Origin of the sequence: Pseudoalteromonas sp. SR45-6 (genome assembly GCF_014163545.1) — a bacterium.
Taxonomy (GTDB): domain Bacteria; phylum Pseudomonadota; class Gammaproteobacteria; order Enterobacterales; family Alteromonadaceae; genus Pseudoalteromonas; species Pseudoalteromonas rhizosphaerae.
Genome location: NZ_JACJDM010000002.1, coordinates 74,057 through 96,012, shown reverse-complemented (window position 1 = coordinate 96,012; position 21,956 = coordinate 74,057). Strand labels below are relative to the sequence as shown.

Annotated in this window: 14 protein-coding genes; 7 read left to right on the top strand and 7 right to left on the bottom strand. The window is 37.9% G+C overall.

What is annotated here, in order from left to right:
- Positions 1 to 68 precede the first annotated feature (68 nt).
- The gene (locus H5158_RS01610; RefSeq protein WP_182739314.1) at positions 69 to 3,125 is read left to right on the top strand and encodes an FAD-binding and (Fe-S)-binding domain-containing protein; all 3,057 of its coding nucleotides are present in this window, start codon (positions 69 to 71) and stop codon (positions 3,123 to 3,125) included.
- A 57-nt stretch (positions 3,126 to 3,182) separates the two neighbouring features.
- Here the strand turns inward: H5158_RS01610 and H5158_RS01605 are convergent, their stop codons facing one another.
- Both H5158_RS01605 and H5158_RS01600 read right to left on the bottom strand, forming a co-directional pair.
- A complete protein-coding gene (locus tag H5158_RS01605; RefSeq protein WP_182739313.1) occupies positions 3,183 to 4,373 on the bottom strand; it encodes a sodium:proton antiporter in 1,191 nt (396 codons plus the stop codon).
- Complete coding sequence (locus H5158_RS01600) at positions 4,374 to 5,585, bottom strand: tyrosine-type recombinase/integrase (protein WP_182739312.1); 1,212 nt, start codon at positions 5,583 to 5,585, stop codon at positions 4,374 to 4,376. It abuts the gene before it with no gap.
- Positions 5,586 to 5,727: 142 nt separating this feature from the next.
- On the opposite strand from H5158_RS01600, the gene H5158_RS01595 reads away from it, so the two are divergent.
- A complete protein-coding gene (locus H5158_RS01595) occupies positions 5,728 to 6,291 on the top strand; it encodes a YSC84-related protein (RefSeq protein WP_145239042.1) in 564 nt (187 codons plus the stop codon).
- Between the two features lie 665 nt (positions 6,292 to 6,956).
- The gene (locus tag H5158_RS01590; RefSeq protein WP_182717277.1) at positions 6,957 to 7,340 is read left to right on the top strand and encodes a hypothetical protein; all 384 of its coding nucleotides are present in this window, start codon (positions 6,957 to 6,959) and stop codon (positions 7,338 to 7,340) included.
- Between the two features lie 135 nt (positions 7,341 to 7,475).
- Here the strand turns inward: H5158_RS01590 and H5158_RS01585 are convergent, their stop codons facing one another.
- Both H5158_RS01585 and H5158_RS01580 read right to left on the bottom strand, forming a co-directional pair.
- Positions 7,476 to 8,522: a patatin-like phospholipase family protein gene (locus tag H5158_RS01585; RefSeq protein WP_182739311.1), complete on the bottom strand. Its 1,047-nt coding sequence runs from the start codon at positions 8,520 to 8,522 to the stop codon at positions 7,476 to 7,478.
- 128 nt (positions 8,523 to 8,650) lie between these two features.
- A complete protein-coding gene (locus tag H5158_RS01580; protein WP_182739310.1) occupies positions 8,651 to 10,057 on the bottom strand; it encodes a sodium:alanine symporter family protein in 1,407 nt (468 codons plus the stop codon).
- A 193-nt stretch (positions 10,058 to 10,250) separates the two neighbouring features.
- Between H5158_RS01580 and H5158_RS01575 the strand changes: the two genes are divergently transcribed.
- Both H5158_RS01575 and H5158_RS01570 read left to right on the top strand, forming a co-directional pair.
- Entirely contained in the window at positions 10,251 to 10,961 is a 711-nt protein-coding gene (locus tag H5158_RS01575) for an AraC family transcriptional regulator (protein WP_182739309.1), read from the top strand.
- Between the two features lie 88 nt (positions 10,962 to 11,049).
- The gene (locus H5158_RS01570) at positions 11,050 to 11,916 is read left to right on the top strand and encodes a DMT family transporter (protein ID WP_182739308.1); all 867 of its coding nucleotides are present in this window, start codon (positions 11,050 to 11,052) and stop codon (positions 11,914 to 11,916) included.
- An 83-nt stretch (positions 11,917 to 11,999) separates the two neighbouring features.
- Here the strand turns inward: H5158_RS01570 and H5158_RS01565 are convergent, their stop codons facing one another.
- The 3 genes from H5158_RS01565 to H5158_RS01555 form a co-directional block, all read right to left on the bottom strand.
- Complete coding sequence (locus H5158_RS01565; protein WP_145239058.1) at positions 12,000 to 12,980, bottom strand: patatin family protein; 981 nt, start codon at positions 12,978 to 12,980, stop codon at positions 12,000 to 12,002.
- Positions 12,981 to 13,219: 239 nt separating this feature from the next.
- On the bottom strand, positions 13,220 to 14,215 hold the full coding sequence (locus H5158_RS01560) for an LLM class flavin-dependent oxidoreductase (protein WP_182717272.1): 996 nt from the start codon (positions 14,213 to 14,215) through the stop codon (positions 13,220 to 13,222).
- A gap of 260 nt (positions 14,216 to 14,475) precedes the next feature.
- Positions 14,476 to 15,234, bottom strand: coding sequence for a rhamnogalacturonan acetylesterase (locus H5158_RS01555; RefSeq protein WP_182717271.1), 759 nt, complete (start codon positions 15,232 to 15,234; stop codon positions 14,476 to 14,478).
- A gap of 421 nt (positions 15,235 to 15,655) precedes the next feature.
- Here H5158_RS01555 and H5158_RS01550 point away from each other — a divergent pair, with 421 nt between their 5' ends.
- Together H5158_RS01550 and H5158_RS01545 are read left to right on the top strand one after the other, a co-directional pair.
- Positions 15,656 to 18,370, top strand: coding sequence for a TonB-dependent receptor (locus H5158_RS01550; RefSeq protein WP_182739307.1), 2,715 nt, complete (start codon positions 15,656 to 15,658; stop codon positions 18,368 to 18,370).
- A gap of 533 nt (positions 18,371 to 18,903) precedes the next feature.
- Positions 18,904 to 21,927: a TonB-dependent receptor gene (locus H5158_RS01545; RefSeq protein WP_182739306.1), complete on the top strand. Its 3,024-nt coding sequence runs from the start codon at positions 18,904 to 18,906 to the stop codon at positions 21,925 to 21,927.
- The last annotated feature ends 29 nt before the right edge of the window (positions 21,928 to 21,956 follow it).

Here is a 21,956-nt window from a genome sequence, read left to right as displayed (position 1 = left end):
TAAAATCTTCAATTTCTATTGCTCTTTAGCATGATATAATCGAACAAATGCCTTAATTTACTACCGTCATGATAGCAACTATTAGCCAACAAGATGCCGCGACCGATTTAGTCGCAAGTTACTTAAAAACTATAATTAAACAAGGGTTTACTGGCGACACTGATGCAAGTTATGCCACTCGTATAACTGCATCAACTGATAACAGTATTTACCAGCAGTTACCGCAAAGTGTTATTTTTCCTAAAACTGAAAAAGATATTCAAATTGCCCTGCAAACTGCTGCACAAGACCCTTATCTATCGCTGACTTTTGGACCTCGCGGCGGTGGTACAGGCACCAACGGTCAATCATTAACTCCCGGGATCGTAGTCGATTTATCACGTTATATGCGAGAAATCCTCGAAATTAATCCTGAAGAAGGTTGGGTTAGAGTGCAAACGGGCGTGATTAAAGATCAACTAAATGATTTTTTACGCCCTTATGGATTTTTCTTTGCACCTGATTTATCAACGAGTAATCGCGCAACAATCGGCGGAATGGTTAATACCGATGCATCAGGACAAGGCTCACTGGTGTATGGTAAAACTAGCGATCATGTTTTAGGACTTACCACTTATTTAGTCGATGGCACACAAATGTCAACGACACCAATAGACATTGATAAAGCCAAACTAATTGCTGAACAAAACACTACAATCGGTAAACTGTACGCAACAGTGCTTGATATTTGTTTGTCTGAGCGTGATGCAATTTTAGCCAAGTTTCCACGTTTAAATCGCTTTTTAACCGGATATGACTTAGAACATGTGCTAAGTGATGACTTACAAACCTTTGATATGAGTAGGCTAATAACTGGCTCAGAAGGTTCGCTTGGTATTGTTACTGAGGCTAAATTAAACATCACACCTATTGCTGAATTCAAAACCTTAATCAACATCAAGTATGATAGCTTTGATTCGGCACTGCGGCATTCACCGTTTTTGGTCGATGCTCGTGCTACCTCAGTTGAAACCGTTGACAGCAAAGTTTTAAATCTTGCACGTGAAGATATAATTTGGCATTCAGTATCGGACTTAATAACCGATGTGCCAAATAAAGATATGCAAGGGCTTAACATGGTTGAGTTTAATGCTGTATCGCCTGATGACATAAAAGACAAAGTTGAGTCGCTTTGTGCATTACTCGATGATTGCGTTGCACAACAAAAAAATGGCGTAATTGGTTATCAACTTACCAGCAGTAAGGCTGATATTTTAAAAATTTATGCCATGCGTAAGAAATCAGTTGGCTTGTTAGGTAATGTTAAAGGCGCACAAAAACCTTTGGCGTTTGCTGAAGACACCGCCGTACCACCTGAGAATCTTGCAGATTATATTGTTGAATTTAGAGCTTTGCTCGATAGCCATAATTTACAATATGGCATGTTTGGTCATGTTGATGCCGGTGTATTACATGTTAGACCGGCACTTGATATGTGTGATCCCGAACAAGAAAAATTACTGCGAGTGATCTCTGATGAAGTTGTTAAACTCACAGCTAAATACGGTGGTTTAATGTGGGGCGAGCACGGCAAAGGGTATAGAAGTGAATATGGCCCTGAGTTTTTTGGTGAGCATTTATTTAAGCAATTACGACTTATAAAATCAGCTTTTGATCCTAACAATAGGATTAATCCCGGAAAAATATGTACTCCGATTGAAAGTAAGGACTCACTAGTTAGTGTTGACGGTCAAAAGCGTGCGTGGTTCGACAGACAAATTTCGGTTGATGTTAAAACTAGTTTTAATAATGCAATGACATGCAATGGTAATGGTATTTGCTTTAACTATGATGAAAACTCTCCTATGTGCCCATCATATAAAGTAACCGGTGATCGTCGTAATTCACCTAAAGGTCGCGCAAGTTTAATGCGCGAATGGTTACGATTACAAGAAGCAAAAGAGATTGATTTAATTGAGGTTGAAAAAGAACTTAACAAAGGTGAAGTGATCACCTGGTGGGAACGTTTTCAACATAGCCGCGATAAAAAGAAAGGCGTATATGATTTTTCTCATGAAGTTAAAGCCTCAATGGATGAGTGTTTAGCGTGTAAAGCATGTACCACAGCGTGCCCTATAAAAGTTGATGTACCGACTTTTAGATCACGTTTTTTAAATTATTATCACAGTTACTACGCGCGCCCACTCAAAGATTATCTAGTCGGTAATATTGAAGCCAGTGCACCATTAATGGCCAAATTTTCAAATGTAATAAACCCAATTGTAAAAACTAAATTAGTCAGCTCATTAATAAAAAAATCTGTTGGCTATGTTGATACACCCGTACTCAGTTCACCACGTTTAACAAAACGGATTAATAAAACACACGAATTTAATTTTGCACAACTTTCAGGCTTATCTCCCGAGCAACAAAGTGAGTATGTACTAATTGTGCAAGATCCGTTTACCAGTTTTTATGAAGCTGAGCTGGTAGAAAGTTTTATAAAAATAATTTCCGCACTAGGCAAGAAGGCAATACTGTTACCGTTTAAGCCAAATGGAAAACCGCAACACGTTAAAGGTTTTTTAAATGAATTTAAGATCACAGCAAAAAATGCAGCAACATTTTTAAATTCATTATCTGAAATAAATGCACCACTTGTAGGTTTAGATGCATCATTAGTAATGTGTTATCGGGATGAATATAATTCTATTTTAGCTGATGAACGTGGTGAATTTGAAGTGCTACTTGCTCATGAATGGTTAGCAACACAATCTTTTAAATCATTAGCTAACAAAGTTGATAGCAATATAACATTTACGTTATTAAGTCATTGTACTGAAACAACCGCATTACCAAAAGCGGCGAATGTATGGCAAACAATTTTTACTGACTTAGGCCTAAAACTTAATACAACAGCAACAGGGTGTTGCGGTATGGCAGGTACATATGGCCATGAAGCGCAAAACCAGAAAAACTCTCGAGCATTATATGAAATGAGTTGGCAAGGTGTTGTAGAGAAAAATAAACCTGAGCAATTATTAGCAACCGGTTTTTCTTGTCGTAGCCAAGTTAAACGCTATGAAAAATTCAAACCAAAACACCCAATAGAACTACTAGCAGATAAGCTAAGCAATAACATTTAATATAAAAATGCCGCACGCTTTTAAAAAGGAATGCGGCATTATTTATAGCGTGATTTTTTATTTTAAATAACTATCAGCAATAGGCTTTGTGCTCATACCATGAATAAAAACACTAAATAAAATAGTTGTCATAGCAATCGTAGCTATAAGGTATTTATTTTCGATGCCGCTATCGATCACCATTAAAGTAAATACAATAGAGGCTAAGCCTCTCGGGCCAAACCAAGCAAAAGTAAAACGTTCTTTCATTTTTAATTTAGTAAATTGTAATGACAACATCACAGGGATAATTCGAATAAGCGTTGTACTCAGTAGTGCAAATACAGCAAGTGGCCATGATAATTCTGGCAAAACTAAATAGCTGCACACAAAACCAAATAAACACCAGATCAACAAACCAGTAAAGTCCGCGATGTGTTCACTATCTTCAACGAGTTTTAAGCGCAAAGCCTGATCGGTAAATCTATCAAAAATTAATCCAGCAACAAACACCGCAATAAAACCACTGCTATGCAAACTTTGTGCGATTGAAAAAATGGCCATTGCCATACCAACCACTAAAAATGGGCTACTATTATTTGAAAAATAATGACGTTGCATGGCAAATTTAATCGCGGGAATGATCAATCCCATTGCAGCAACTGCAACCAGAATAGCCACACCTAATTCACGCGCAAAAACTATGACTGTATCAAAAACCGAAAATGTAGATGCAGGCTCTTTTGCTAACAACATCAAGACTAAAAATATTGGCACACATAAACCATCGTTTAAACCACTTTCAGTATTGATCCCTTCACGAATTTTTTCAGGCACCGCGCTGCTATTTAATAATCCTTTACTCAGCGCTGCATCCGTCGGCGTTAATATTATTGCAACTAGTGCAGCTTGAATAAGTGTGAGCTGGGTAAACATTAAACTCGCAATAATAATTCCAGCAAACAAGGTAAGTGGTAAAGCAATAAAAAGTAATAGGCTAGGGTATTGAAAACTGTGTTTTAAAACCATCAGTTTGGTTTTTGCCGCATCAGTAAATAAAAATATGCTCAGTGTTAATTCTATTAAAGGTAATAAGTGATCTAAGTCTCTGGTTAAATATACCGTTTTACTTGGTAGCATAAACCCGATCAACGCACCGATAATAACAAAAAACATAGGTCCGGTAATTTCAGCTCGCTCTAATTGATGCATAGATAATGAATAAATTAAAAAGGCTAAACCCACTGCAGCTAATACAACATATTCCATTTAGATTTTCCTTTTAAGTCCAGATTTTGCTCGTTCTTTGATATTTGTCTGAATATATATTTGATCGGTGGTGGCAATTTTTGCATGTCCTAAATCTTCTGATAAATGTTTTAAAGGGCGAGTTTGTGCATCATGCGTAGCACCAGTATGTCTGAGCCAATGCGCTGTTGCCGATTCTAGTTGCTCGGCATCATCAGTAAAGCCATCATCAAGTAAAGATTGTTTGGCTAAATCAAAACTTTGTTGAACTAAGCGACGAATTTGTCGAACGGTCATTCCGCCTTGACCACGAATTTTATGCACCAATGGATCAGATTCATCAACGCGGGGCAGGGCTGGTAAACCTCGGTACAACCTATAACGTTTTAAATAAGTTACAAAATCTTCACTGAGTGTGACATCGCGTAATTTATTTCCTTTGCCCATAATTCTTAAAAACCAAAAGCCATCATTATCTTGCCAAAAATGAGACATAACAGGCGACCATTGTGGTCGCTCTGATAGTTCAGAGATCCGTAAATAAAGACCTTTTAAACACGCTAAGGTAAATAAATTTCTTTCAAGATCAGGTTGTTGCTCACACTTATCACGTGTGACACCAAATACATATTCCCATTGAATATCACTCAAGGTATCAGGAATTTTTATTTGTGATTGCACAACTAAATAAGGGCTATTCTTTTTTACAACCGGTACAAAGTTAGCAAAGGTTTTTTCTTCTAAAATAGCAAACTTGTAAAATACATTTAAAGCAGTAAACATGGCCGCTAATGTTTGTTGGCTAGCAATAGATTCTTTGAGCATAAAAGGGCGCCAATTTTCGTTTAATCTACGGATCCCTTGCTCATCTTTATAGCGCCATTGCACTGAAGTCATCGCCCAGCTTTTATCGGGTTCGACCATAAAATCGACATAGGCTTCTATGTCTTCACGTTTTAATTCAAATACTGATTTTTCTGCGACTAACCAAGACCATAGGTAAAAGCGTTCGAGTTCGTTCCGAAAACGATTATAGGTCGCTTCTGATTTTCGACCATAAACATATAAAAATTGATACAAAAATACTAATTCTTGCTTAGATTCAGCGACAGTCAAGCCAACTTGCTGTATAAAGGTGGCAAGTTCTGGGTATTCTGATTGTATTGTATCATCTTCAAGATGGGCAATTTGATACCGTAATTGTTTTAATGTATCGACCAAAGCAACAAGCATAATATAGTTATTTCTAATAAAATAAAGTAGTTACAGTTTAACTTTAAAGTCCGATACTGTCTAGTATTGGACTTAGTGAATGATTATATTGTTAAGCTGATCAGATAATATCAAAGCAATGTTGCTGGTTTAAGGAAGGCATATGAAAAAGTTAATAGTTTTAAGTTTAGTTGCACTAACATTAGTCCTGTCTGGTTGTGCTACAACAGGTAGTGCTTCTCCAACTGAAAAGCGTAATCTAGTGCAAAATATGCGAGCAGATACACTAAGTAAATTATACAAAGAAAAACCAGATGTTAAAGAGCAAATTAAAAATGCCGCTGGTTATGCAGTATTTGATAATGCTAATGTCAATGTTGTTTTAGCCAGCTTTGGTGGCGGCTATGGTGTGGTTAAAAATAATTTGACGGGTAAATCCACTTATATGAATATGGGTGAAGCTGGTTTAGGACTTGGTTTAGGTGTTAAAGACTTTAATGTTGTAATGGTTTTTCATAATCAAGCTGCGTTAAATCGTTTTATTGAAAATGGTTGGGCCTTCGGTGGCAATGCCGATGCAGCGGCAAAATACCAAGATAAAGGCGGTGCACTTGTTGCCGAAGCCATTGCAGATCAAGTAACTGTTTATTCATTAACCGAAAATGGCCTTGCATTACAAGCCGTACTAAAAGGCACTAAATTCTGGGTAGATTCTGAGCTAAATTAAGACCTCAAAACCCTTCTAAAAGTGGGCTAGTTCGTATGATTAAGCCCACTTTAATTTATTTTAAACTATTTAACATAACGTAATTTATGGGGTATCAGCTAAAATAACTTATAGCTTAAATTTTCAATTAGTTTTAATTCAAATTTTTTATAGCTATACTTTTCAAACGCGTCAGCCAAACCAAATCTCAATTATGTATCGGGGCTATCTTCCTCCAACTGGCCCATCATTACCGTATAATGACTACGCCTTGGGGGAAAGTTAAACCGTCCGATCTTCGCCAGCTTTTAGATATAATTGGTGAAATATCGCAAAGAACAGGAAGTTAATATGAACGAAGAAGGTATTAATATAATTTTATTTATATTAGGCTCAATTGCTATTTTTGTAGCAATTATTTTTTATAACAGTCGTCCCGATTTACATAACTGTTATTCATGCGGGAAATTTTTAACAGTTAATGCTCACAGGTATTGGTATAAAGTGAATGGTAAAGACGTACCATATTGTGCAAAATGCAACCGAAAGCGCAGATAACAGCTTCATAATATAGGAGGGGGTAATTCCCCTTTTTATTTACAACAAACTAAAATTTACTACTCACTTTACAACCACTAAAAGACAAAATTGTTATATTTTCAATTACACTATTTAAAGGATTAAATATGAATTTTAATGACCTGAAACTATACCTTATCATAGTCGTTGCTGGCGCTACTCTATGGTTTGCTAAAGAGGCATATGAATACAATAAGCTTCAGAACTACTTAAACAATATTGAAGAAAATCAAAAAACCATTAAACAAAGCAAGGAGCTTACATTTGATCAACAGCTTGAACTTGCTATGGAACGTCAGAGAAAATTTCAGATTGCGTCGAATAAAAATAAAGCTGATAAATATATGCGTGAAGTACGCTCTAAATATACCAAAGAAGGATATGAGGAAAAGCTTGCAGTCTGTAATTACTTCACCGATTTATATAAAAAGAATCGAACAAAAGAAAATGAATTAAAATACGTTAAAGCCTGTGACCCAATATATCACTAAGTCAAACTATCAAATATTACAGCAACACTAACCAACTAATAAAAAAGGGCTTTCGCCCTTTTCTTTTATATTACGTACCGTAATTTTTGCGTTGTTAACTATCAGCCATAAAGCTACATTACTTGATAGATTAGATCATTCAATTATTTTCAGCTCAACATTTTCACTATTGAGTTTTTTATCAAAATCATCGGCTAATTTTTCAGTCTCGCTAAATACTGTTCGCCAATATTTTATACGTGTATCCGCATCGAGATCTGTAAAGTCGTTTCTGTCGGGGATTTTTCCGTAAGGTAAGCTGGCGATGAATTTTTTAGAGGGTGTGATCATAACCACGTTATCGTAATTTTCAGCGGCGACTTTACGTTTTAAGCTTTTATCAAACCACCCTGCTTTTGGATCTGAATTGAAATGTGGATATAGAATAAGTCCAGGATTGTTAATTTTAAAATCAAAGTGGTAATCAACAATACCACCATCGCGATACATACCTGTAGGCGCGCCGGCAATATTTTTTATACCTTGCATTACTAGCGGTATTGATCCGGATGCCAGTAAGGCATCTTTTAAATTTGTTTGTGTGAGTGCGATATTTTGAGTTTTAAAATTGTAGCTGTCAGTAATACTTAAATTACTATTCGGTGCGCCAAAAATAAAACGCTCATATTGCCCGCCTAATAATTTACGATTAACGCGATTAAACAGATAACTTTTTGATAAACCCAAAAGCTGTATTAATTTATGTTCACTGGCAATTAACCCGTTAGATTTTGCGACGATAAAATGCGCTTTAAATACGGGGTTATTTATAATTTCGGTGACACCGTTATCGCCAAACACATCTTCGAGTAGTGCGCGGGCTTTAGTGGTAATTTCATTAGGAGTGGGTTTATTACTAGAATATCGGGTTTGCGAATACGATTTTGCTAAGCGTTCAATGGCTGCAACGGGATCGTTTTGTGAAAAACATGCAGAGCGAAAAGCGCCAGCAGATGAGCCGATTAAATTAAGTGGTTGGGTACGGTTTTTAAAAAATTCGCCAAAAATATATCTATCTAAGCCAAATAATGTAAACCATTTAGGACCGCCACTTGCACCTAAAAAAGAGGTGAAAAGTTCAGGTTTAAAGCCCTGTTCGTTAATAATTTTAGCCGCTGTTTTCCCTGCGTGAATCTCGATCATCTAAAAAATTGTGCCTTTTATTTTGGTTGCTTTAGTTATTTTCACAACACTAAAAGTGAATACTTATGCAAAGCAAAAAGCAGCTTCATGTTGCCATAAAACCGCTTTTTATAGTTAAGTATGCTGAATTAGTCCCAAATGCCGTCTTCGCATTTGCCCTGTACTTTTACATCTTTTACTTTAAATTCGGGCTCTAAACCTTTGTCTCTTTGTGCGTGGTAATCGCTGGTGACAGACAAAATAGTCGGCGTTAACAGTATAATAGCGATAACGTTAACCACTGTCATTAACCCTAAGGCAATATCGGCTAAATCCCATACTTCTTTTAATGTGGCAGACGCCCCCCACATCATCATTGATAGATATAAAAATGTGTAAATGCCGCGCCCTACTTTATTATCGAGCTTAAATAAATGTAGGTTACTTTCGGCGTAAGCGTAATTAGCCACTACCGAGGTAAAGGCAAATAAAGTAATGGCTGCTGCTACAAAGTACACGCCCCCTTGTGCTAAATGTGCGGTCATTGCCGCTTGTGTTAAGCGAATGCCTGCCATCTCACCACTGATATCAATATCAGCCAATAAGATAATCACAGCGGTACAACTACACAACACTATAGTATCAAAAAACACCCCGAGCATTTGAATATACCCTTGCGTTACTGGGTGATTTGGAATAGGCGACGCACTTGCTGATGCATGCGGCACACTACCTGCACCGGCCTCATTAGAATATAAACCACGTTGAATACCGTTTTTGATTGCCGCGCCCATTGCGCCTGCACCGGCTTCTTGCAGCCCAAAAGCAGATAAGAATATATCCTTCAACATAGCAGGCACTTGGGTGAAGTTAATCAAGGTAATAATCACAGCTGCCAGTACAAATACAATGCCCATCACCGGCACTACTCGCTCAGCAAAGCGGGCAATAGCTTTAAAGCCACCGAGTATAATAGAGCCTGCAAGTAGGGTTATGACTATGCCTGAATATAAGGTTGGAATTTCAAAAGCGAAATTAAGCGCATCAGTAATGGTGTTGGTTTGCATCGCGCTAAAAGTAAAGCCATAACCTAAGAACAAACACAACGCAAACGCGATAGCGAGACTACGACTGCCTATTCCTTGTTGAATATAATAAGCGGGGCCACCTCTAAATTCGCCTTGGCTATCGCGTACTTTATACACTTGGCCAAGTACGCTTTCTGCAAAACCGGTCGCCATGCCCAGTATGGCAATCACCCACATCCAAAATATGGCGCCACTGCCACCTACTGATATCGCAACAGCAACACCGGCTAAATTGCCAGTTCCAACCCGCGCACTTAATCCGGTGCACAGTGCTTGAAACGAACTAATGTCGTTTTTATTGCATTTGCTACTGCCTTTGAGAAGGCTGAACATGTGTTTAAATTTTAAAATTTGAATCAGTTTTAAGCTGACTGAAAACCAAATACCTGTAAACAGTAAAATGTAGATCAGTATTTGTCCTTCACCCCAAAGCAGGTTATTTATACTGCCTACGATTAAATCAAACATGTTTGCCCTTGTTATTATTTTTCAACCTGCAATAGAATACATATGCTGAATTTAAGAATATTTAGTTGGCAATACTTTATCTTGCTGATATAAATTAGCAAGTTTTGAGTGTATTAAAATAACAAAAAGTTATTTACAACACCCTACAACTCCCTTCATGATTGTTTGTCATAGCAATTATTAAATTTAATAGATGAATAGCTTATCGATTCGATACTACACACGAAAAATCCACAGCCACCAGCACCACTATCACCAACTTGTTTTACCACTTAGTGGCTATATAGAACTTGAAATGAATAATTTCGCGGCGCCTGTTGGTGTTGGTCAATGTGTTGTGATCCCTAAAAATACTCTACATGCGTTTAAATCAGATGAAAATGCACGTTTTATAGTGGCCGATTTATTAGAGCTCCCTAATAACTTAACGACGATGAATGCCCCCTGTTTCAGTATTGATGATAAATTAATGAGCTATCTAAGTTTTACCCAAAAGCAGTTGCAATGTGTAACTAACATAGATGAAGCAGCGTTATGTTTTAATTTATTTTTGGTGTTACTCAGGCAACAAACTACCAATGCGACTATTGATCCGCGGATAAATAACGTTTTGTTATTAATAAAAAAAGATTTATCGATAGACTATACACTGAATGATATGGCAGCGGTTGCATGTTTAAGTGTTACTCAATTCAAAGCTGTTTTTAAGCAATGTATGCACACCAGCCCGGTTAAACATCACACGCAATTAAGAATGGAACATGCGCGTTCCTTACTTTGTTACTCTGATTTACCTATAGCAGTCATTGGTGAACAGGTTGGTTATAACGACCCATCAGCCTTTAGTCGCGCCTTCACTTGCTACTTCAAACAATCCCCACGAGACTTAAAAAAGCAGCTTTAGCGTCAACAATATCGTCTTTTAAGCACAGTGTTAGATAGTAAAATTGATAAACTACCTTTATCAATTAATTTTTAATTAAATGTTTGCTATGTCTACAATTTTCGGCGTATTAGCTATTTTTTTATGGGGTGCATTAGCACTGTTGGGTAATTTAACTAAAGCATTACCGGCTTTTCAATTACTATTTATGTGCTTCTTTGTGTCGTTCTTATTGCTGTTTATTAAACGGCTTGTTACCAAGCAGCCTTTGTTAGCTCTGCCGACACTTGGTAAGGCGCAAACAATTATTGGCATAGTTTGCTTATTTGGTTTTCATTTTTGTTATTTTATGGCACTTAAATATGCACCATTGATTGAAGTTAGCCTGATTGTATATTTATGGCCATTGTTATTGGGTGTTTTTGTCGCACGGTCTGAAAACAAAATAAATGCGATTATAGGCGGGCTGGTTAGTTTTATAGGGATCGTGTTTTTAATTAGTGATGGCAGTGGTTTTACTATCAATAGCCAGTACTTTTTAGGCTACCTATTTGCTGCGAGTTGTGCGCTATTATGGTCGAGTTATTCATTGTTCATGACTCGCTTTGATAATCACGTTGATGATATTGGTTGGCTTTCTCTTTATGTAGCTATTTTGGCCTTATTGGCACATATATATTTTGAACAAACAGTCACGCGTTTTTCATTAACGCAGACTGTAGGTATTTTTTTGTTAGGGTTAGGACCTGTCGGTGGCGCATTTTACTTATGGGACATCGCTTTAAAAAGAGGTAATAAAACGTTACTTGCCTCTTTGAGTTTTTTAACACCGTTACTTTCTACCGTGTTACTGGTTATGGCTCAACAAATACATTTTTCATGGGCAATTTTAATTGCATTGGCATTTGTTTTAATTGGCGCAGCGATCAGTAATTATAAATGCAGGCCTCGGAGCGTTAATGCGAGCCATTTATGACTCGCTTATTAATTACAAACTAACAACACAGGATACTTATCCAACTCACATACAACTGATCGGAATAAATTCATCAACACCAATTAGTTAGCCACAGCAACAGGGTGGGTATTGTTTGCTGGGTATTGCTCAGTAAAATAGTTATTACCAGCCAATAAACCTAATTTATAATCACGACGTAGATCATTGGTTGAACTACCAAGTAATTTGCTCGAAAGCTTTTGGTTTGCAAAAATTTGTATTATTTCTACATCTTTCGGAGGATTGGCAATAAATGCTAACTCATCCTCATACGCTTGTTCGTGTTGTAATAAGTAATCTAAGGTTTTTGGGCAATATCCTGATGCACAAACAAACGCTTTTAACTTGTTTACCCATGCCGATTGCGCTTGAAAGTCTTGATCAACTGTGCGGATCACCACAATTTTACGTGCACCACGATTGTAGGCTTCGCGCACTGGTAGTGGCGCAGCAAGGCCACCATCTAGGTAAAAGTCTGACTCAGCGTGTACGTCGGTTTTATCTATTTCATTAGCAGCTAATGCATTTAACCATGGCGTGAGTTTTACACCTTGTTTGTATAAGAATGGCAGTGCACTTGACGCTTTTAAAAGATCTCGCCATTGCTGGCCTTCACCGGTTGGTGATAAAAAATAAGGTTTTCGATCACGGGCATTAGTGGCAGTAATAAGTAACTCCCGTTCACCCAAACTGGCTTTTGCAGTTTTAAAATCAAGTGCTCTGTTAACTTCGGTAGTTTTATCAAAGTACCAGTCTAAGTCGACTATATGTTTACCTACTAAACCACGGCCTAATTGAAAAAATCGTTTGTGACGCGAAAGCCCTCTTATTAAGCGTTTGGCATACCCTTTTTGACGAGCTAAATAGCTAGTAAGGTTTTGTGAACCTGCTGAAGTACCAATAAATAAATCGAATGGGTCATATTCATGTTCAAGCCATGCATCTAGTACACCTGCGGTGAAGATCCCTCGTTGCCCACCACCTTCCGCGATCAATGCTGTTTTATCGAAAGTATTTGTGATTTTGGGGTCTTGAGGTTTCAAAATATGCCTTCCTTTGTAATTAATTTACTGGTTTATACCTTCATTTTAATGTGTTTAAATCAAACGTTAAAATTGATTATATAAATCGAATTGATTATAAAAACAGAACGCAAGCTTAAATAAGATTAGTGCTGTGTTTTGCACTTTTAAGTAGAGTTCAGAAACTAGTAAACTTTGTGTATTAGCTAGTTTCTGTATTGTAACGGGAGTTAAGTGTACCTTAGCTTAATTTTCAGTGGTTATGCTTTTATTGACCGTAAAATCTCCAACGCGTGATGACGGTCGCTACTTTGGTAAAGATCATTGGTAAAAATGAATTCATCGACACCAAGCTCTTTGACTATCATATTTAGCTTATGAGCAATGGTCACAGGACTCCCTACCACAGATAATCCTAAAAAGTTTTCAACTTGAGCCTGCTCTTGCTCATTCCATAATCCAGCCATGCTTTTAACGGGAGCTTTTAGCCATAAAGGATCACCACGTAACAGTGCTAAGATACGCTGTTTTGACGTGGTTGCTAAAAACTGTGCATGTTCATCGCTATCTGCTGCAACAATCGGTAAGCCAAGCATTACATAAGGTTTGTCTAACACATCAGAAGGTTGAAATTCACGGCGGTATAAAGCGATTGCATCATAAACAAAACGCGGTGCAAAGTGGCCAGCAAACACATAAGGGAGGCCTTTTTTAGCTGCTAGTTGCGCACTATATAAACTGGAACCAAGTAACCAAATAGGTACATTGGTATTCTCGCCAGGAATAGCGCGAACAGGGTGACTACCATCGTAAGGGCCAAATAAAGTTTGCAGTTCAGTGACTTCATCGGCAAAGTTTTCAGCGCGTCGTTCATCTCGGCGCAGAGCACGACTGGTTATATGATCGCTACCTGGTGCGCGACCTAAACCTAAATCAATACGCCCTGGGTATAAACTCTCTAACGTGCCGTATTGCTCTGCAACAATCAGTGGCGGGTGATTTGGTAACATAACGCCACCAGCACCTACTCGTATAGTTTTAGTTTGCCCTGCTATGTGGCCAATTAATACAGAGGTTGCCGCGCAGACAATTCCCGGCATATTATGATGTTCAGCCATCCAAAATCGGTTAAAACCGAGTTCATCAGCTTTTTGTGCATAAGCGACACTATTTGCAAGAGTACTTGAGACGGTGGCATCTTCTTTCATTGGGCTAAGCTCAAGTAAAGAAAACGGTATTGCAGATAACCCAGACATGCGTACTCCTCATTGCCTTTAATTAAGTGATAAAGATAATCAAAATAATTTAACCATCATTACATTAATGGGTCTGTTGGGGGGGGTAATTCAATCATTAATTTTAGCTAATCAATTAATCCAGTCGATTAAGCTAAGTGCACAGAAGTTATTGCATTGAATGTATTTACATCCATCCAATGCAATAACACTACACTAAATAAACTACATACGTTATTAGCTACATCATGCTTAACCGAAAAATTTATAGATAATTACTTTTATTTTAAATGTTTTGGATCAGGTATGCGTAATTGTTTAACGAGTGGGTGATTTATTTTTTTCATTTCAGTTAATACTAATTGAGCAACTTCTCGAGCACCAAGTTCATTGAAATGGGTATTGTCTTCTACGCCCATAGGGTAATTTGGATGTAAGTTAGGTGCTATATGCATAAAACGTAAGCGTGAGTTGATCCCACCAAGCTTTTGAAAATACTGTTGGGTCACCCGTTCCATGTCAATAAAATCGACCCCTGTCTGTTTAGCTACATCTCTTACTATATCAGCGTAAATAGGATGGGTGTCCTTGATCTGACCTTTTTCATCAAAATAACGACGCGTTACCGGGGTCATCAGTAATGGCTGTGCCTGCTTTGCTCTTACTTCAGCAATAAAATTAACTAGGTTTTGCTTATATTGCTCTGGTGTAGTGTAGCGGTCTACTTTCTGTTTTGACTGATCGTTATGACCAAATTGAATGATCACAAAATCATCTTTATTAAGTTCATTTATAATGCCCGCCCACAAGCCTTCACTGATAAAGGTGCGTGTACTACGACCATTTTTAGCACGATTTTTAACGTCAATTCTGTCATTAAAAAAGATACTAAAGGGCATTCCCCAACCTGTTTCAGGGTAATCCTTCACTTCTTTAATTGACATGGTTGAATCCCCTGCCATAAAAAGCTGAACTTTAGTAGTTGCTGACATACTTGAAAAACTCATCATGATAAATATTGCTGCAATTAATTTTCCCATTCTACTCGCTCTTTGTCGTTTTTAAAAAATCAGTTTAGCTCGTAATAAAATTATTTTTTGTAATTGAGTGAAAAATAATTTTATTAAAATGTAGTTTCAGTTATAAACATACCACTAACTGCCACCGGTAGCAAATAACAAGTTAAATCATAGTGCTGAATAAAATTGAACCAGTCCTTAATGTACTTTTACTGCAAAAAAATGTAAATAAACCATGAAAAATGTAATTTATTAGGTTTGACAATACGCTTTTTTAGATATAGCTTGATTTCTATGCCACCGGTAGCATTCGTATTTAGCTGATATTGCTATCGATTCAAATCATAGTTTTATGACATTTAATCATAGACTTATATTTGAATGGCTAAATAAAGTAATAAAAATAAAAGCTCAAATCAACAGCATAAAAAAGGAACACACAATGAAGACTGCAAATAAGTTCGTTCTCAAGCCACTTAACTGCATTGTTAGTGCCTTACTACTGGGCACAACATCGTATGCAATCGCAGCCGATGAACAGCCACAAACAGATACTAAAGCCCAAAATGACATTGAGTTAATTCAAGTAACTGGATTTAGATCATCATTAAATAAATCGTTAGCAACTAAACGTTTTGAAGTAAATACCACTGAATCTATCGCGGCAGAAGATATTGGTAAATTCCCTGATCTGAATATCGCCGAATCATTACAACGTATTCCTGGGGTGGCAATTTCCCGTGAAGGTGGTGAAGGTAGGCAAATTACCTTACGTGGTTTAGGTCCTGCATTTACACGTACTACTTTAAACGGTATGGAAGTACCAGCAAGTACCGATGGCACTGACTCTGGTGGCGGCGTAAATGGTGGCCGTGCATTTGATTTTAATATATTTGCATCCGAACTATTTAATCGTGTTGATATCCAAAAAACGCCCACAGCTGCAACTGAAGAAGGTGGTATAGCGGGCACTGTTGATATGTATTCTGCACGTCCTTTTGACACAACAGGCTTTCATGTTGCAGCGTCTGCGCAAGCCGGTTATAACGACCTCACTGAAGAAGTCGACCCACGGATGGTATTTATGATCAGCAACACATTTGCTGATGATACAATCGGGGCTTTATTCTCTGTCGCAAAATCTGAACGCACTGTGCGCCAAGAAGGCTTTGGGACTGTGCGCTGGACCACCCCCGTACTCGATGGTGGCGGTATTTATGCTGACACCTCTAATACAGAAGTTATTGGCACACCCAATACTGGGGAGTGTGAGTTCGAAGGTCAAACAGTCGATGCTGTTAACTGTTTATATACGCCACGTCTGCCTCGCCCTGATTTTTTTGGTAATGAACAAGACCGTTTAGGCTTTACCGGTTCATTGCAATATGCTCCTAACGATGATCTGGTCCTTACGCTAGATACATTACATTCAACCCTTGATAATGACCGTACTATGTACAACTTTTTCGAGATGTTTAGAAACACATTCAGCGAAATTACCCCTGAATCGATTACCGTGGCTGAAAATGGCAAACAGATCCAAGCAGCGACATTTAACGGGGTTAAATCTCGAGTAGAAAGCCGTCAGCAGATTTCAAAAACAAAATTTCAACAATACGTATTCTCAGCTAAATATCATTTATCTGATTACCTTCGATTAGACGCTATGGTGGGCACTGCTGAATCGGATGCTCGCTCTGAGCAGTATCGTTATAACATGACTAATAACGCACCTCATAGAGTATCGATGGATTTTGGCACCAGCAATAATACCGCTGTGATGAATTACGATTACGATACTCTAGATGCCAACTCTTTTGATTTAGCCGATGGGCGCTTACGTGCAACAGATGTACTGCGCGAAAATGACACCGCTAAAATTGATTTATCATACGAGATGGATATGATGAATATCAAAGGCGGTATAGCCTATAACGACAGAACGGTTAGTTACGATGAATCACAAATAAACGGTTTTCCTGATCAAGATTCTGCAGCTGGATTTTCTCAGTTAATGCCCTACGATGATTTTGGCAGCGGTTATGACGGCACGTTATCACCCTTTATAGTGGCTGATTTTGATGCAATAAATTCACAGCTTTTAGTTAAAGAGTGGGTGCCACGCAGTGCACAAAGCTGGAAAGTTGAAGAAGAAACAATGGCTGCCTATGTGGAAACTAATTTTGAATATGAAATTTCCGATATGCTACTACGCACCAATGCAGGTGTTCGCTATGTAAAAACTGAAACCACATCAACAGGTTTTATTCAAACTGATGCGGTATCAATCGACAATAGCTATGACAATGTTTTACCGGTGCTAAATTTAGCCCTTGATGCAACCGATGATGTGATTGTAAGGCTGGGTTTATCTAAAACCATGACCCGCCCGAGTTTGAGTTCACTCAATCCTGGTAATCCATCGTTTTCTTATTTAAACGGCACTGTTAGTGCGGGTAACCCATTCTTAGACCCTTTCACCTCTACCAATACAGACGTTGGTGTTGAATGGTACTTTGCAGAAGAGTCGCTATTAGCAGCAACAGCGTTTTACAAAGATATTGGCTCTTTTATAAAAAGTGATAGTGAAGAAAAACTCGTCGATCCTGCTTATTTACCCTTTATTGATAATGATCCGCAATATGATCCATCAAGTGCGCTCGATCCTAGAACTACCCCTTACACTCATTTCGTCCCTGTAAATGGACAAGGTACTGTGATCAAAGGGCTTGAACTTATTTATCAGCAACCTTTTTCATTCCTACCTGGGTTGTTAAAAAATATGGGGTTAGTGTCTAACTATACGTATGTCTCTGCAGGTGAAATTACGGGTCTTTCTAAAAATTCTTATAACTTTACCCTGTATTATGAAGAAGAAAACTATGGCGCTCGTGCCTCAGTAAATAAACGCGACAATTACATCACAGATTACACGGGTAACAATGGTAATGCCGAAGAAGCGACATCTGGTCCAACACATTTTGACCTATCTGCTTTTTATAATATTAATGAAAATGTCACTGTAACATTTGAAGCTATTAACCTTACCGATGAGTATGAACGCCTATATACAACAGGTGATGGCAGTTTAGATTTACCACGTGAATATAATCATACCGGCCGACAGTTCTTTTTAGGAATACGCTACAACTTGTAAAACAGTATTTAAATTTTAAACTCCCCTAAGGTAAACAGCTTAATTAACATTTTAATTAAGCTGTTTTTTTACGCACAATACCAACAACTCAATGTTAATTGCCTTTCTTAATTGATAATCAAAAATTACTCACATACTAACAAAAATATTCTTATATTGTTTTTATACGACTAAAGTAGCGCATCCATTATTTATAATTAAAATACAATGCCACCGGTGGCAAATAATCAGTTAAATCATAGTACTTATAGATAATGTTGCACTTGAATGGTATTCGTACGCTGTTCTAAATGTAAATTAATGATGAATAATGTTATGCTTTTCATTTGAATTCGCATCAATAACGCTATATTTTTCATTTTGTGCCACCGGTAGCAATCCATTTCATCAAACACTTTGCTACTTGCTTTCTCGTTGTTTTTCCCATTATGGATTATGAGGTTAGGTGCAATAAAAATCAGAACAAGGACATGACAAACACTCTCTTTTAAGTCATGTTAACTTAATAACAATAAGTAGAACGTGGAACCACTATGACAACCAGCACACACAATTTTAAACTTAGTAAGTTAATGACCAATTTAATACTCAGTGGCGCATTGACCAGTGGCTTAGCATATGCAGCCCCTCAAGACGATGCTGTTGCTGATGATCAACTCGAAGTGATCGAAGTAAAAGGTTTTCGCGGTAGTATCAATGCCGCTTTAATGTCTAAGCGTGAAGCCGTAGGCACCCGTGAAACCATCATTGCAGAAGATATTGGTAAATTTCCTGACTTAAATGTGGCAGATTCTCTTTCACGCGTACCTGGTATCTCTATTGAGGAGGATGCGGGTGAAGGTCGTCAAATTACCATTCGCGGTTTAGGTTCTCGTTACGTTAAAACCACAATTAATGGCATGGAATCAGCATCTGCTGGTGCTGCTACTGATGCGGCTGGTGGTTCTAATACCTCTCGTGCTTTTGATTTTAACGTATTCGCATCTGAACTGTTTACCCAAATAGATATTAATAAAACCGTTTCTGCTGAACTTGAAGACGGTGGCATCTCAGGCAATGTTAACTTACAAACGGCGCGTCCATTTCAATATGATGGCTTTAAAGGCGCTTACAATGTCAATGCTCGTTATAGTGATGTTGATGAGGATGTATCGCCTCGTGCTTCTTTTATGCTCAGTAATAACTGGGATAATAAGTTTGGTGTACTTGCCTCTATTGCATACTCTGATGGCACAGTACAAAGTGAAGGTTCTTCAACTGGACGTTGGACTGTAAACAATCCCAGTTTTGTCGAAGATGGTTTACCTGTTGGTCAAGGCGGCTCAAATTATCTTACCGTAGCACCTAAAACATTACTGATGCCAAACGGGAATTACACCAATGAAAATTTAGATGGGCTATATTTACCGCGAATTCCTCGCTATTCATTGTATTCAAAACAGCAAAAACGTCTTGGTGCAACAATTGCTTTTCAGTATGCGCCTACCGATGACCTCTCATTCAACTTAGATGTGCTGCATGCAAGCTTGGATAATGATTCTGAAGAATATCACTACGAAGTATTATTACGAGATCAAAAAGATATCGTCCCTGAAAACATTTATGTCGATGCCAACAACACCATAGTCGCAGGTGCGTATTCAAATTCCATTATTCGCTCAGAGACACGACGGGATTCATCTGAATCAACTTTTGATCAAGTTAGCTTTACTGGAAATTGGTTTATTAACGATCGTTTTAAAATGAACTTCCTAATAGGCCAAGGTAAATCAGATTTAGACATTCCGAATATGACCACCTTTGCCCTAGATAGTAATCAATCTACCGTGGCCTATAGTTTTGATAGTAATATAGACCCATTATCATTAATTAATAACCCGGGCGGACAAGCGATTGGTAGCGGTGAGTTAAACACTAATATGCCATCATTTGCATTTGCCGCAGGTCAGCCACCTGGCGGGAATTATAGTAAAGATGAAATAGCGTCGGTGATGACAGATCCAAGTAATTACACCGCTGGTTTAGTACGTAATCGCTCGCAAACAATTGAAAGTGAAAACAAAACTATTAGAGTTGATTTTACATACGAGATTAACGATGAATATACGGTTAAGTTTGGTGTTGGTCAGCGTAGTTTTGAAACAGAACAACACTATAATTTAAATAACTGGAAAGACATCAATAAAGAAACAAATAAAACATCAGGCGCAATAGCAGAAGAGCGTGTTATATCGCTAGATGCAGCCCAAATTGATGGCAGCTTGTTTAATACCACTTTAGATAAACAAGGTGTAAGTTTTGGTAACAACGCTTCAATTCCTGGTTCATCAACGCTTAACAGTAGTACTTGGTTAGCACCTGATTATAATGCCATGTACAACGCCTTTGCTGGGGCAGACTTTTTTCAAGCCAAAGAAGATTTTAGACGCACTTATTATATTAAAGAAGAAGTTGCTACAGCATTTGTCCAGTTAGATTTCAGAAACTACATATTTGATAAAGAGCTACGTGGTAATGTTGGTGTGCGTTATGTTGATAACAAAAACACCAGTCGTATCGTAAATTTAGATCATATTTACAAAGATGGTTTCACTGCGGGACGTGGCGACGGTGCAAACTATGCTGCAGGTTATGGTTGGCGTGAGTCTGTGAGTGAAGGAGATGAATGGCTGCCATCATTAAACCTTGCTTACGATATCACTGAGGACTTAGTCGGTCGCTTTAGTTATTCACACGCAATTACTCGCCCAAAATTATCTGATTTACGTTCTTCAATCAGTATTAATACGCCGAGTATTGATGATCCATCAGCGACAATTAAGATGGGTGCAGGCCCGTCACTCAAGCCTTATAAAGCGAAACAATATGATGTTGGTTTAGAGTGGTACTTTGCTGAAGAATCGCTGCTTGCAACATCACTGTTTTATAAAAATATTTCGGGTTTAACAAAAGCAAGTTCTGAGCAAGTTTTATCACAAGCCGATCTTGATAGACTTGGTATCGACCTTGGCGACACAGATCCTAGCACTGTGACTTGGCAAGTATCGCAACTTGTCAATACCGATGCTGAAGGCATGTGGGGCGCAGAATTTATTTATCAACAGCCTTTTACCTTCTTGCCTGAACCATTTAATGCCTTAGGTTTACAAACTAACTACACCTATATTGATTATACACGTGATATAGAAGACCCATTTTATGGCACGCAACTTAACTTAGTAGAAGAAGAAACATCAAAGAACACATACAACATAACCTTGTACTATCAAGTAGACGATTGGTCGGCTCGTTTTTCTTATAACTACCGAAGTGGCTATAACAAACAATATTTAGACGAATATAAAGATGAATCAACCTTTGTGCGTGGTTATGATGCAAAGGCGAAGCTTAATTTCTCTGCCCGCTACAAGTTAACAGAGAAAATGAGTGTTTCATTTGAAGCCGTTAATTTAACAGATGAAAAACAAGATATGTGGAATGATATTTACACGCCACGCCCTTACGAAAACCTTTCATCAGGTCGCCAGTTTTTAGTGGGTGTAAGGGGCACTTTCTAAACTTAATCAACACATAGCCTCGTTAACTG